Below are 12,038 nucleotides of genomic sequence, written 5' to 3'. Positions count from 1 at the left end.
CCCTCGTCCACGCCAACACGGCCCCCACCCGGCTCGTCCTCGTCGGACCCCTGCCCCGCCCCCTGCGCCACCTCTTCGACCTCACCGGCACCACCGGCCTGTTCCACTTCGAACCCTGAAGCGTCCAAGACAGATCAGCCGGCCGGGGCGGGCCGGAACATGACTGTGCCCCGCAGGTCAGGGCGGGATCACGAAGCGCACCAACGATCAGTCGGCTCACTTCACGGAGCACCGTAGCGGCCGCGAGGCATCATGCAGATGGATCAGGAGACCGGTGACCGGTGACCGGTGACCGGTGACCGGTGACCGGAACGGGCTACATCCGGCTCGTGACGATGGCGGACGCGTCGACGAGGCCGTCGGGGGCGGGGGCGGTGGCGCGGGTGAAGCCGGTCCCGAGCAGGCACCGATAGCCCGCCCAGCAACCACGAACGGTGCCGCCTGCGGGAAGGGAAGGAACCACAGGCGGCACGCGAGCCCCTCGCCGCCGCCCACGACTCGGGGGGTGTCCGCAGACGGCGGGGCCCCGCCTGCCCGGCGAACCCTCCTCCCAACCAGACACTTCCGGGGCGAAATGGCGGGCATGGTGGCCAGGTTCGCGGGCATGCGGGACCCGAGCGGAAGACATCGCCGCTCCACAGGGCCTCGCGGCCTCCCCCGACCGCGAGGGCCCCGGGCAGGGTGGAGACCGGTCCGCACTCGTGGTGTTGTGCGGGCCGGTCACCCGTGTCCCTGCTGGCTCTGCACACGACCAGGTGGTGGGCGGTGATCTCACGAAACCGCAGACGCTGGCAGCGACCCTCCACGGTGCCTCCGCCGGGCACCTGCTCGGCGCCATCGGGCACGACCACGCCTCGCTGCGTACAGGACCGCAGATCATGGCGATGGCCGCCGAGGCGGGTGGCTTTGTCCGCGAGAAAACGTTCTGGCACGGGTTCTGTGAACCGGCGCCGCCCGTTCATGCCTACCTCGGTTGGAGCCGCTGGCCTGCCAGTTCACCAGGGACACCTGCCTCGGCCCCAAGGGACGGCTCGACTTCAGAAGTTGCGCCAGAACCCGAGTTTTGACAGCACTTCGGTGCTTGACCGGCCCGCATCAAGATGCTCCAGGAGAAAGGTGCTGGTCATGGCGCGTCGGTAGAAGCTGAAGTTGTGCGCCGCCATCCGACGCGGTCACGGGCCTGTGCCTCGGTGCGGGCCCTGGAGCGTAAGTACGGCGCGACCTGTCGGACGGTGCGCAAGGCGGTGAACGTGGCCTGGCCGGAGCCGTGAAAGAAGCCACCCCGCCGACCTGATCGGCTGCAGCGTCATGGTTTTTTCGCTACTCCACAGCGCGGCAGATGAGTTTGTGGCTCCCGACCGGTCCAAGCTCGTGACACACCCTAGGAAGGACACCGCCATGTCGGAGCTTCTCGTCGACTTCATCACCTCCCTCGACGGCTACGCATCGGGAGAAGGATGGCCCGGGTTCTGGGGCCTCGAGGGCCCGGAGTACCTCGCATGGCTCGGCGAGCAGCCCAAGGCCACCTACCTGATGGGAGCGAACACCTACCGCCTGATGTCGGGCTTCGCCGCAGGCGAGGTCCCCCATGGCCAAGACGAGTTCAGGCCCGAGGAAGAGGCGTCCGTCGACGAACTCACGCAAGCCTCCAAGGTGGTGTTCTCCTCTTCACTTGAAAAACCACTGACCTGGGCCAACTCCACGCTCGTCCGCGACGACGCCGTCGAGGCGGTCCGCGCCATGAAGTCGAGTGGCTCGGGGCTCCTCAGCACCATCGGCAGCCTCAGCCTGTGCCGGTCCCTGCTACGAGCCGGACTCGTCGACCGCTTCCGCGTCGTGATGTTCCCCGTGATCACCGGGGCCACTGGCGAAGAACGCATCTACGACGGTTATCCGGACGTTGCCCTCGAGATGATCGATCACCGTACCTTCGACGGTCGCCTCCAGCTGGTCGAGTACAAGCCCAGGGTGCTCGAACACCCGCCGCTCGGCACCCCTGCGTGACCATCGCCCTCTCCGCCGGTCTGGACAGCCGTCAGGCCGGCGCCGACGGGTGCGGCGCAAGACCTAATAGGGGCGAACAGCCAACGACAGGACGGCCGGTCCAAGTCTTTCCTAAGCACAGGGGCTCTGTTCCCCGGACGCGACGGCAGCACGACGGTGCTGTCGAAACTCGGATTCTGGCACAACTTCCGTGCAACCACGCCGACCGGGGCTCACGCCGACCTCGGGGCGAGCTGCTGACCTGCCGGTTCACCAGGGCTGCCGATCCTTGGACACCGAGGATCGGTACGGCTTCACGGAAAATGAGCCAGAACCGGGCTCCCTGAACAGAGCCAGGTAGGGAAGGTGAGGCGGCCCGGTGGTACTGCTTCCCCATGCGACAGACAAGCGGCCGCGACCGAGGGCCTGTCTTCGGAGCTTGCCTGACCTGCACACCAGGGATTGAATACTGTCGCCGGGATGATTTCGATACGTTCTGATGTCCTGTCCCGCGCCCTTGACGCCCCTGCGGAGCTTTCCCTGAGGTTGCTGCCGCCCGTAGTGGCGGAACTGCTGCGCGCCCTTGGGGCCCCGCCCCGGTTGGCGGCGCACCTGCGCGCGGTCCACGACGTCGCGGTCGAGCTGGCCGACTGGGTGGCAGACCGGTATCCGGGCCTGGCCGTGGACCGCGGCGCCGTTCTCTTCGGCGCGGCGACTCATGACGTGGGCAAGACCGTGCACCCCGCCGAGCTCTCCGGTCCGGGATCAGCACACGAGGCAGCCGGCAGGGATCTCCTTCTGAGGCATGGCTTCGCACCCGACCTGGCCCGGTTCGCCGCCACCCACGCAAGCTGGGACGACCCCGACGTGACGATCGAGGACCTCCTCGTCAGCACGGCCGACAAGGTCTGGAAGGACAAACGCGTCCCCAACCTGGAGGACAGACTCGTACAAGCGCTGGCCGCCGCCGCGGGGCATGAGCCCTGGGAGGAGTACCTCGCGCTCGACGATCTCCTCACCCGTCTCGGCGCGGACGCCGCCCACCGCGTGGCCTTCCAGGCGGCCTTCCCCATCGGCCAGTGCCCCGTCCAGCCCAGCTAGGCGGTCTCGTTTGGATCACCGGTCCGACCAGAGGAAGATCCCTGCGATGTGGAGTCCGGCGAGGTAGATGGTTGCGGTCTTCTCGTAGCGTGTCGCGATACCGCGCCATTGCTTGAGGCGGTTGATGCACCGTTCGACGGTGTTGCGCTGCTTGTAGGCCTCCCGGTCGAAGGCGGGCGGCCTGCCGCCCTGGCTGCCCCTTCGGAGCCGATGGCCCTGCTGGTCTGCCGGGACGGGGATCACCGCTTGGATACCGCGCTTGCGCAGGTGTTCGCGGATAGCGCGTGAGGAGTAGGCCTTGTCGGCCAGGAGCACGTCCGGTCGGGTGCGCGGGCGTCCGCGCCGTCGAGGTACGCGCAGACGTCCCATGACGTCCGTGAAGACGGGTGCGTCACCGGCCAGGCCGGCGGTGAGGACGAAGAGGAGGGGTCGACAGCGGCCGTCGGCTGCGAGATGAATCTTGGCGGTCAGTCCGCCACGAGAGCGACCAATGGCGTGGTCTGCTGGTTCGGCGACTGGGACCCCCTTTTTACGGGCCCCAGCCGCATGCTGGTGAGCTCGTACGATCGTGGAGTCCACCGACACGGCCCAGGTCAGGTCATCTTCGGCATCGGCCTGTGCCATCAGCGCGGTGAAAACCCGCTCCCAGGTGCCGTCGAGAGCCCACATCCGCAGCCGGTTGTAGATGCCTCGCCAGTTGCCGTACTTCTCTGGCAGATGGCCCCACTGGATGCCAGTCTGGAACTTGTAGGCGATCGCGTCGATCACCTGACGATGGTCCCTCCACCGGCCGCCCCGTTTCGGAGTCCGGTCCGGAAGCAGCGGTTCGATCCGTGCCCATTGCACATCAGTCAGCGGCATGACCTGACAACGAAAACAAGCGTTGCCGGACGCCGCCCTAACCAGCCACGTCCGGATCCTGGCGCCGTGCTCGCCGTGCTTCTGACAACCACAGCCCCTCACCACCGCGTGTCATCGACTCATCGCCTCCCTTGGCTACTTCCGCCAAGTAGTCCAACCGGGCCTGCGCCAAGCTCACCAGGCCGTTGGGACCGCCCCGGACGATGTGAGCATCCACGTCGTCCTGCCCGTCGTCCTCCCAGCCGCACTCATGACAGATGCGGCAGACTTCGCCAACGCTCTCGACGACGCCCAGCCCGAGGCGCGCGAAGCCCTGATCCGGGGCGTCCTCATCCGGACGATCGACGCCACCGGCTATCTCACGGAAGCAGAAGAGGCGGTGGCCGCCGCTGCACTCGTGACGGCGCGTACAGAGAGCAGCACGGGAAACCGGCCGACGAGTGCCGGTCGCTCCAGTCGCTCATATCCCAGCCCGAAGTCCCCTCCCCCACACCAGATCAGGCCACTCCGGGACAGGAACGGGCCACTCCTCACTCGTACCGGGGAAAACAGGAAGCAACCCTGTCCAGGGCGCGGCTGGACGCGTCGGACCGCCGCCCCAGAGACACGGCAGCGGCCGTCAGACTCGGCGACAGGCCTCGCAGGTGCGGCTGCCGACTGGGTGTCGCCAGAGCCCGGGCCGCAGTCTCTACCGGTGCTGATGCAGCCGGATGCAGATGCCGGTGTACGGGCCGTTCCCTCGGGTGCGGGAAGCAGCCGCCCGCCGTGAGTGGCGTACGAGATCAACGGAACCCTCCCCGCTCATGCGGGAGCAGTTCCCCTCCGGGGAGTTGCTCGCTGCCTCGGCGGCACCGTCCCCGCGCCCGTGCTTTCTCCGCACCGCAGGGCTCGCGGGGGGCAGGCAGCGCACACCGCACATCCGGTGGCGGTGGTGGGGTGCCGCTGTGTGACGGCGCCGCGCGTCGGTTCACAGTGCCTGGGGGAAGTCGAACATCCTGCTCGGGTCGTAGCGCCTCTTCAGCTCAGCCAGTCGGGGAGCGGCCGAGCCGTAGTACGCGGAGCGCCAGTTGCTCAGATTTGCGTCCGTGTAGTTCTGGTATGCCGCGCCCGAGGCGTGTCGGCGCATCACGGTGTGTGTGCTGTCCAGCCAGGCCGTCGCCGGTCCGGGGGTGTGGCCGGCGGGCCAGGATGCGGTGTACTGCGCCAGGAAGCGTGAGTTGCGGTGTATGAAGGCGGTCGCCTGTGGGGAAACGCGGTTGACGGCGCCGCCCAAGGCGGTGAGCGCGATGGAGACGGCGCCGCTGTTGCTGCTGCGTCCGTGGCGTTCGGCCTGGTCGAGCAGTGACCGGATGCCGGCGGTACTCAGTGAGCGGTTGAAGAAGTCCGAGCGTGCCGCGTACGTCTCCCGCTGGAGTACGCCGGTGGGCTGCCGCCCCGGGGTGGTGCCGGGCAGGTGGCACTGGGTGGTGGGCTTCGTCGCGCAGCCCGCGTACATCCGCATGGTGTCGAGGTAGTTGCGGCGGCGCATGGTGATGCGGGAGGCGGCGCCGGGGCCGCCGGCGCGGTCCGCCAGCCGGTCGACGGCGTTCTGCAAGGCGCCGTACGTGCCGAGTGAGAAGCAGCTGACGGAGACGGTGGGAGTCCGGCCGGCGACGGCGGACAGGTGCAGTGCCGACCAGATCTCGTCGGGCTGGGCGGGGCCCCACTCCTGCCAGGAGCGGAGCACGGCGGCGGCCTTGGACCAGGGCCATGTCATGTACGCGGTGACGCCGTCGGCGGCCTTGTGGGTGCGGAACCGGAGCTCGGTGACGACGCCGAAATTTCCGTTTCCTGCGCCGCGCAGTGCCCAGAACAGGTCGCTCTCGCGGTCCTTGGACACCTCGAGGGTCCTGCCGTCGGCGGTGACGATGCGGGCGCCGGTGAGGTTGTCGGAGGTGAGCCCGTAAGCGCGGGAGACCACGCCGTGGCCGCCGCCGAGCGTCAGGCCGGAGATGCCGACCGTGGGACAAGATCCGCCGGGGATGGTGACGCCTCGTGCGCCGAGCTGGGTGTAGACGTCGATGAGCTTGGCACCGGCCCCGATGACGGCGCTGCCGGAGCCAGTACGAAGGGACTTCAGCGCAGAGACGTCGATGACCAGGCGTCCGTTGCCACTGGACCAACCGGCATAGGAGTGCCCGCCGTTGCGGATCGCGACGGGGGTACCGTGGCGGCGCGCGAAGGCCAGGCATTCGGCGATGTCCGCGGCGTGGGACACGTAGGCGACGGCGGCGGGGCGCAGACTGTCGAAGCGGGTGTTGTACAGCTGGCGGGCGGTGGCGTAGTCGGCATCGCCCGGACGTATCAGACCGCCCTGCAGGCCCCTGTCGAGCGCGGACCAGTCGGCGGCGCGCGGTGCGCGTGTGTGCCTGCCGGCTGTGATGGATGCGTGGCCCAAGGGCCTCTGCCCGCTGGTGGCAGGGGCGGAATCGCTGCTGGGCGCGGCCCTCACCTGGCCGCTGCCCCAGCCCATCGTCCAGGCGGCGGCCGCCGTGTAGCCGGTACCCGCTGCGAGCAGTGCGCGCCGGTTCATCATGGCCTCCGTTCACGATGCTGTGCTGTCGCTTAGGCAGAGTGCGAACGGGGGGTGCTGGTTCCGCGTGGGGGGCATTTGTGCTCCGGGGTTCGCCCGCGGTCTGACCGTGTGGTGTCGGGGACCGAGCCGGGGCGCGCGGCAGGGCGGAACCCTGCCGAGGCGGGGGAGCCGGGATGCGGGGAGCGGGCGCTTGGGTTGTCTCAGGCGACTCTGGCGACTCTGGCGACGGGACCATCCCCACGCGGGCGGGAAGCAGTCGGCCAGGGTGGTCTTCGGATCCTCGATGACGGGGCCAACGCTGCGAACGGCCGGCGTCAGGGCCGCAGCCTCAGGGGCATGTTCCGCTGCGAGCGGCGTGCCTGGGTGCAGATGGAGAAGTGAGTCATGCCGGTGGTGAGTGTTTAGGGCGGGCTGGGGCGAGTAGGCGGGGGGTCAAGACCAATCCGGTTACTTCACGAGGAGGTCCCGATGTCGGGCACGGAGAAGAGCAAGGCTCATACCGAGCAGGCCAAGGGCAAGGTCAAGGAGACCGTAGGCCGCGCCGTCGGCAATGAGCGCATGACCGCCGAGGGACGGGCCGACCAGACCAAGGGCCACGCACGCAAGGCCAAGGAAGAGATCAAGGACACCCTCCGGCATTGAGCCACCCCACACACCGTAGGACCCCGGCCACTCCCCCGGCCGGGGCCCTACGGGTTTCAAGCACCTCGGCGCGCCTTGGCATGCCTTGGTGCGAAGAGCCGCAGGAGGCAGCGCCGGTCAAGCCCATGGGTCGCCTCGCCGGCCCCTGGGCTTGTCTCGGCCGCCAGGTACACCTCCAGCGCGCCCTCGCTTCCCCGCCAGACACGGCCCCGACTGAGACAAAAGGGCCGGGGGCGGGTCACGCGGTGCGCGGTGAAGTCCAGTCATCGACGGCGGACGCGAGGTTCATCACCTCGGCCCGTCCGACGCGGTGATTCGTGCGACCCGGCCAGGCGCAGCCACTGTTCCCCCTCCAGGACGGGGTGAGAGTACCGAGTGGGAAGCAGCGACGCCCGTCCGGTCTCCGGTTCACCGTTCCGCAGAATCGCCGAGGTCGTACACGTCGCGGTTGCGGACGATCTCGGTCTGGTGGTCCTGCACCCAATGCACGACATGCGTGATGGTGTCGCTCAGCGATCGGCCCAGGGGCGTGAGCTCGTACTCGACCCGAGGCGGTACCTGGGCGTAAGCCGTCCGCAGCACGAGACCGTCACGGGTCAGCAGTCGCAGCGTCTGGCTGAGCATGCGCTGGGACACCCCGGCGATCCGGCTGTGGAGCGCCGTGAAGCGCAGCGGCCCCTCTGCGAGGTTGGTGATGACCAGGACGGTCCACTTGTCTCCGACGCGGGCGAGCACATCACGCACGAGCTCGATGGTCGACGCGCACTCGGGACTCACTGCTGCGGCGTCCGCTCGCGCACCTGGCGTGGATCCCATACGTCTGTTCCCTCCGGGTGCGTAGCTGACTTCGAAGTGCGTGAGGGCGAGGTCTTGATCGCAGTGTCACCGTCCTCGTTACATACAGATAGTAACTAAGGGCATGCGCCCGCTCCCGCTTCCATTCCTGTGAGGGAAACATGGCTTTGGAACCCGCTGCGTCGGCTTCGCCCATGGACAGGACCGTCGACAGCGCGGTCGCGACGGTACGGCACGACACCTTCACCGTGGAACGGCATCTGACCGCAGCCCCCGGCACGGTTTTCGGGGCTTTCACCAGCAGCCCGGTGCGGCGTCGATGGTTCGCGTTGCCGGGCCGTCAGGTCTCCTACGACCACACCTTCGCAGTGAACGGCGGTGAGACCGCATCGAGTGTCTTCACGGTCGCGGGCTCTGCGCCGGAACACCTCACATACGTTTCCCGGTATCTCGACATCGTGCCGGCCTCGAGGATTGTCTACACGTACACCTCCCGCGTCGACGACGTCACGCGATGGACCTCGCTGGTAACGGTCGAGCTGCATCCCACGGACAGCGGCACACACCTGCGCTGGACCGAACAAGCGGCTTTCCTGGCGCCGTCCGCACGGCCGGAGGACGACCTTCCCCACCTCCGCGGCGCCACCCGCCTGCGGTTGAACGGCCTGCCGGCAGCGTTGCAGGCGACGTGAGACCGAGGCATCAGGAGTGCCATCGCCGCCCCGGCTCAGGGGGCATGACTGTGCCCCACACAGGTCGGAACGGAGCACAAAGGGCAGCACACCACCGACCAGTCAGCCCACTCGCCGGCTGGCGTTGGACTGTTCGGCGTCGTTCCACAAGAGGGGCATGGCGCCGACCGGTGCGCATTCGATCTGCGGATCGGAGCTGTGGACCAGACACATCACGCGGCGTCCGAACAACGCAGCCCGGCGGGCGTTGTCGGCGACGATGTCCAGGATGATCTGCCCGCTCTCCGGATACGCTGCGGCGAAGACACCGAAGTCGGTGAAGACCAGGACCAGGCCGGTGGCCTCCGGGACGATCCCGTAAGCGGCGTAAACAGCGACATCGCCGAAGCAGTCGTCGAACACGTCCAAGCTACGCCCATGGAAGTCGGGGAAGTCCAGCGCGGCCCCGATCCCTCTGAGGAGATCTCCCTCCGATGAACAGGCAGCCGCATCCAGCCTCGTGACCTGATACCCGTGTGATACCCGTGCTCGTCCAGCCACACTGCGCACTCCTCCAGCAGGCTGCGGCGTCAGAAGAGCGTGACGAAAGTGTTCATCATGAGGCGGAAATCGAGGTCGGACGCGGAGTCGGGGGTGAAGGCGGCCATGCTGTTGACCCTAGCCGGTCATGGTGTCAGCAGGACGCAGCGTCTCGTCACACTCCGCGTTTGCTCCCCGAGATCTGTGCCAGAACCCGAGAAGGGGAGGCACCCCGAAGCTCGGGCTTGCTCGTTCGAACGGGGTCAGGGCAGATGCTGGCCGGTAGGGGCTGCCAGCCGTGCCCGGGCCGCGGCTTTCACCTCGGCCGTCTCCATCGGATCATCGCGCAGTACGGCGATCCGTCGCATGGTCTCCGGGCTCGTGGGTGCCGAGGCGATTCCCAGCAGCCGCGTCTTTTCCTCGCAGTCCCAGAGGGATTCGGCGTATACGTGGCCCAGGCTGTCCGGATCGATGGCGGCGAGTGCCTCCAGGTAGGCGGTCCGCTCGCATGAGTGCGGGGTGTGCAGCCAGAAGCGCCGCAGGTAGGGCACCGCCCCGGCGGCGTCAGGTCCGAACCGGGCCAGGCGCCGAGCCGTCCGGTCGGGGCCGCACCAGGCCCGCGCCGCCCACTGTTCGGCGAGTTCGTCCATCAATCCCGGCAACGCCTCGGGGCCGGCATGATCGGCCAGGACGTCCGCACCCAGCCGGGCCAGCCAGCGGCAGGCATCCTGCGCCCAGCCGTGCGCCGCCGGTACGGCGAGGCCGCCCAGTCGCTCGACAGCCCGCCCGAGCAGGGGCAAGGGCCGGCGGCCGTCCGGCGTACCCAACGAGGGGACCAGTGGGATCAGCCCCTCAGCAGCTTCTCGACCGTTCAACACACGCAACGCGTCGACCTTCGTGGCCTCTCCCGTGCGAGTGTCGGCAAGCAGAGCGAGGAGTTCTGCGGTGCTGAGCCCGGCAAGTGACGGCCGCGGAACGAACGGACGGCTCTGGACCTCGATACCGAATCGCGTCCACGGCTCGGAGAACCACGGAAGCTCCGCTTCTGCGCCGATCCGTGCGCGTGCGACGTCACCGAGGTCTTCCCACCACTTCGGCGGCCAGCCAGCTGACATCGACTCCAGTACACGGCCCCAGTGCTCACCTTTGCGGACATACGCCCGAAGCCCTTCCCTGGCCTCGCCCGATCCGGCGAGAGCCAGCAGCTCCAGTACCTCGCAGGCCCGCAAGCAAGCCTCCTCACTCCCCTCCAACTGGTCGACGATCGGCGTAGGGGAAAGGTCCAGATCATGGACCAGCCGTGCCAGGTACAGAGACCTTTCGTCGCTCTGGTCCCACCGCCAGTCACGGTGGATCCCGTCATACACAAACACAGCAGATCCCTGCGGGTCCTGAAGCGCTCGAACCGCGCCCAGACCGCGCCCCCGTTGCAGCAGACCCTCGACAGAGCGAGGGAAGGCATATGACGTCTCGTACTCATCGCTCATCACCCGGCACCCTGCCCGACCCGGGCATCGATCCGCCAGGCGATATCGTCCAGGCCCTACCGGACACGACCTTGTGGTCGAACACGTCCGGTCCACGACGAAGGCGGGAGGCTGTCGAAACCCGGGCTCTGGCTCAGTTTCCGTGACGCAACCACTCCGATGGCTGCTGAGCTTCTCCGTGACCCTTCGGGATAGGCCGCCTACGCTCTCATGGCGCGCAGGCATCAGCTATCGACAGGCTGTTCTCGTAGAGGTGATACCGGGTGATCCGGCCGTCCTCGACGGTGAGACGCAGCGCGAACGGGCCCTCAAAGGCCTTTCCCCTGGTGCGTAGGGTCCCCGAGACGTGCCCCATCAGGACGGCGTCGGTGCCGCCGACGAGGATCGTGTCGACGGACGCTCGCGCGTCCTCGGGCACGGTGTGCTCCATCAACTCCGTGAACCGGGCAGCGCACTCCACGGCGGTGGAACGCGGACGGATCCACGGGACCGTGGGGTTCTCGGCGAGGAGCCAGTCGACCTCGTCGGCGAAGAGCGCGATGAGCCGCTCTGTATCCCCTGCCAGTCGGGTGGCAAGGAAGTCCTGCACGACGGCCCGGGTGGCCTCATCCGTAGAACGGCGTGGTGGTGGCGCTAGAACGGCGTGGTGGTGGCGCTGGAATTGACGGGTATGGCGCTCCTCGTGGCCGCAGCGGGGCCCTGCCGATGTGTCTGATCCTGCCGGTGGAAGGCGGAGCGGTCGATTACCTCGATGGTAATGAGCCACCACTGGATACAGGGCGCACGCCTCGGACGAGGCTCACACCCGGTACTTCCACCACAAAAATTGAGTCCGAGCAGAAACTCTTGAACACCCCATCTCCGCATCGGTGGCTTCGGGCCTCCCGAACCAGTGACGAAGCGCTGTCCGTTCTCGGGTTCTGGCACAGCTTCCGTGCAGCAGTGACCGAGCGTTGCGAGTCGCCGCGGCATAGGCCGCGGCGGCTCGGGCTGGGTTTGATCCGACCACGCCAGGTTATGGTGCTGATCCACAAAGCGGGGGGAGTCGGCATGCCCAGTAGGTCGCACGCGAAGGACGCTCTCGACTGTCTGCGTGCCGAGCTGGCAGCCGAGCAGTCGACGACGGCCGAGGGGTCGACTCGGAGTGCATGGCTCGCCTTCATGCGTTTCGGGCGGAGGCGCTTTCACACAGCGCCTCAAGCCGACTCCGACGGCTTGCTCTTTCAGTACGGCACGTACCTTTCCAGCGGGCGGCCAATGTTCACCGTGGACCTCACGAGGCAGCTCAACGTCAGTGAGCCGTTTTCATCCTGTCTCTGTGGGGTGAAATGGCAGGTCAGCAGGGGTGTGCAACGAGACGAGGCTCCTGGTCGTTGCGGTGGT

At 67.9% G+C, this 12,038-nt stretch carries 12 protein-coding genes; 5 read left to right on the top strand and 7 right to left on the bottom strand.

Features of this window, described 5'->3' with window-relative positions; translation table 11 throughout:
* The first annotated feature begins 1,398 nt into the window (after positions 1 to 1,398).
* Both ACFYUZ_RS38975 and ACFYUZ_RS38970 read left to right on the top strand, forming a co-directional pair.
* Positions 1,399 to 2,004, top strand: a complete 606-nt coding sequence (locus ACFYUZ_RS38975; RefSeq protein WP_389317901.1) for a dihydrofolate reductase family protein — start codon at positions 1,399 to 1,401, stop codon at positions 2,002 to 2,004.
* 459 nt (positions 2,005 to 2,463) lie between these two features.
* Positions 2,464 to 3,084, top strand: a complete 621-nt coding sequence (locus ACFYUZ_RS38970) for an HD domain-containing protein (protein ID WP_389317898.1) — start codon at positions 2,464 to 2,466, stop codon at positions 3,082 to 3,084.
* 15 nt (positions 3,085 to 3,099) lie between these two features.
* Here ACFYUZ_RS38970 and ACFYUZ_RS38965 read toward each other — a convergent pair whose 3' ends face one another.
* Positions 3,100 to 3,945 (bottom strand): IS5 family transposase, encoded by an 846-nt coding sequence (locus ACFYUZ_RS38965; protein ID WP_389317895.1) that lies wholly within the window; start codon positions 3,943 to 3,945, stop codon positions 3,100 to 3,102.
* 37 nt (positions 3,946 to 3,982) lie between these two features.
* Entirely contained in the window at positions 3,983 to 4,162 is a 180-nt protein-coding gene (locus ACFYUZ_RS38960; RefSeq protein WP_389317892.1) for a hypothetical protein, read from the bottom strand.
* Positions 4,163 to 4,195: 33 nt separating this feature from the next.
* Here ACFYUZ_RS38960 and ACFYUZ_RS38955 point away from each other — a divergent pair, with 33 nt between their 5' ends.
* Positions 4,196 to 4,714: a DUF4259 domain-containing protein gene (locus ACFYUZ_RS38955; RefSeq protein ID WP_389317904.1), complete on the top strand. Its 519-nt coding sequence runs from the start codon at positions 4,196 to 4,198 to the stop codon at positions 4,712 to 4,714.
* A 198-nt stretch (positions 4,715 to 4,912) separates the two neighbouring features.
* Here the strand turns inward: ACFYUZ_RS38955 and ACFYUZ_RS38950 are convergent, their stop codons facing one another.
* Positions 4,913 to 6,517, bottom strand: a complete 1,605-nt coding sequence (locus ACFYUZ_RS38950) for an FAD-binding oxidoreductase (protein ID WP_389317889.1) — start codon at positions 6,515 to 6,517, stop codon at positions 4,913 to 4,915.
* Positions 6,518 to 6,988: 471 nt separating this feature from the next.
* On the opposite strand from ACFYUZ_RS38950, the gene ACFYUZ_RS38945 reads away from it, so the two are divergent.
* Positions 6,989 to 7,162: a CsbD family protein gene (locus ACFYUZ_RS38945; RefSeq protein ID WP_389317886.1), complete on the top strand. Its 174-nt coding sequence runs from the start codon at positions 6,989 to 6,991 to the stop codon at positions 7,160 to 7,162.
* A gap of 408 nt (positions 7,163 to 7,570) precedes the next feature.
* On the opposite strand, the gene ACFYUZ_RS38940 is transcribed toward ACFYUZ_RS38945, so the two are convergent.
* Positions 7,571 to 7,906, bottom strand: coding sequence for a winged helix-turn-helix transcriptional regulator (locus tag ACFYUZ_RS38940; RefSeq protein WP_389317883.1), 336 nt, complete (start codon positions 7,904 to 7,906; stop codon positions 7,571 to 7,573).
* A 245-nt stretch (positions 7,907 to 8,151) separates the two neighbouring features.
* On the opposite strand from ACFYUZ_RS38940, the gene ACFYUZ_RS38935 reads away from it, so the two are divergent.
* Entirely contained in the window at positions 8,152 to 8,649 is a 498-nt protein-coding gene (locus tag ACFYUZ_RS38935; RefSeq protein WP_389317880.1) for an SRPBCC domain-containing protein, read from the top strand.
* 102 nt (positions 8,650 to 8,751) lie between these two features.
* Here the strand turns inward: ACFYUZ_RS38935 and ACFYUZ_RS38930 are convergent, their stop codons facing one another.
* The 3 genes from ACFYUZ_RS38930 to ACFYUZ_RS38920 all read right to left on the bottom strand — a co-directional run bounded on the left by ACFYUZ_RS38930 (position 8,752) and on the right by ACFYUZ_RS38920 (position 11,244).
* Positions 8,752 to 9,189, bottom strand: coding sequence for a barstar family protein (locus ACFYUZ_RS38930; protein ID WP_389317877.1), 438 nt, complete (start codon positions 9,187 to 9,189; stop codon positions 8,752 to 8,754).
* Positions 9,190 to 9,431: 242 nt separating this feature from the next.
* Positions 9,432 to 10,655 carry a hypothetical protein gene (locus ACFYUZ_RS38925; protein WP_389317874.1) on the bottom strand — a complete coding sequence of 408 codons (1,224 nt, stop codon included), beginning with the start codon at positions 10,653 to 10,655 and terminating at the stop codon, positions 9,432 to 9,434.
* A gap of 208 nt (positions 10,656 to 10,863) precedes the next feature.
* Positions 10,864 to 11,244, bottom strand: coding sequence for a nuclear transport factor 2 family protein (locus ACFYUZ_RS38920; protein ID WP_389317871.1), 381 nt, complete (start codon positions 11,242 to 11,244; stop codon positions 10,864 to 10,866).
* Positions 11,245 to 12,038: the final 794 nt, after the last annotated feature.

Source organism: Streptomyces sp. NPDC004266 (genome assembly GCF_042874095.1).
Lineage (GTDB): Bacteria > Actinomycetota > Actinomycetes > Streptomycetales > Streptomycetaceae > Streptomyces.
This window is presented reverse-complemented; position numbering and strand designations above follow the sequence as displayed.

What these genes read in the sequence shown, in the direction of transcription:
- ACFYUZ_RS38975 (WP_389317901.1), top strand. Translation starts at nt 1,399, where the DNA reads ATGTCGGAGCTTCTCGTCGACTTCATCACCTCCCTCGACGGCTACGCA.
- ACFYUZ_RS38970 (WP_389317898.1), top strand. Translation starts at nt 2,464, where the DNA reads ATGATTTCGATACGTTCTGATGTCCTGTCCCGCGCCCTTGACGCCCCT.
- ACFYUZ_RS38965 (WP_389317895.1), bottom strand. Translation starts at nt 3,945, where the DNA reads ATGCCGCTGACTGATGTGCAATGGGCACGGATCGAACCGCTGCTTCCG.
- ACFYUZ_RS38955 (WP_389317904.1), top strand. Translation starts at nt 4,196, where the DNA reads ATGACAGATGCGGCAGACTTCGCCAACGCTCTCGACGACGCCCAGCCC.
- ACFYUZ_RS38950 (WP_389317889.1), bottom strand. Translation starts at nt 6,517, where the DNA reads ATGAACCGGCGCGCACTGCTCGCAGCGGGTACCGGCTACACGGCGGCC.
- ACFYUZ_RS38945 (WP_389317886.1), top strand. Translation starts at nt 6,989, where the DNA reads ATGTCGGGCACGGAGAAGAGCAAGGCTCATACCGAGCAGGCCAAGGGC.
- ACFYUZ_RS38935 (WP_389317880.1), top strand. Translation starts at nt 8,152, where the DNA reads ATGGACAGGACCGTCGACAGCGCGGTCGCGACGGTACGGCACGACACC.
- ACFYUZ_RS38925 (WP_389317874.1), bottom strand. Translation starts at nt 10,655, where the DNA reads ATGAGCGATGAGTACGAGACGTCATATGCCTTCCCTCGCTCTGTCGAG.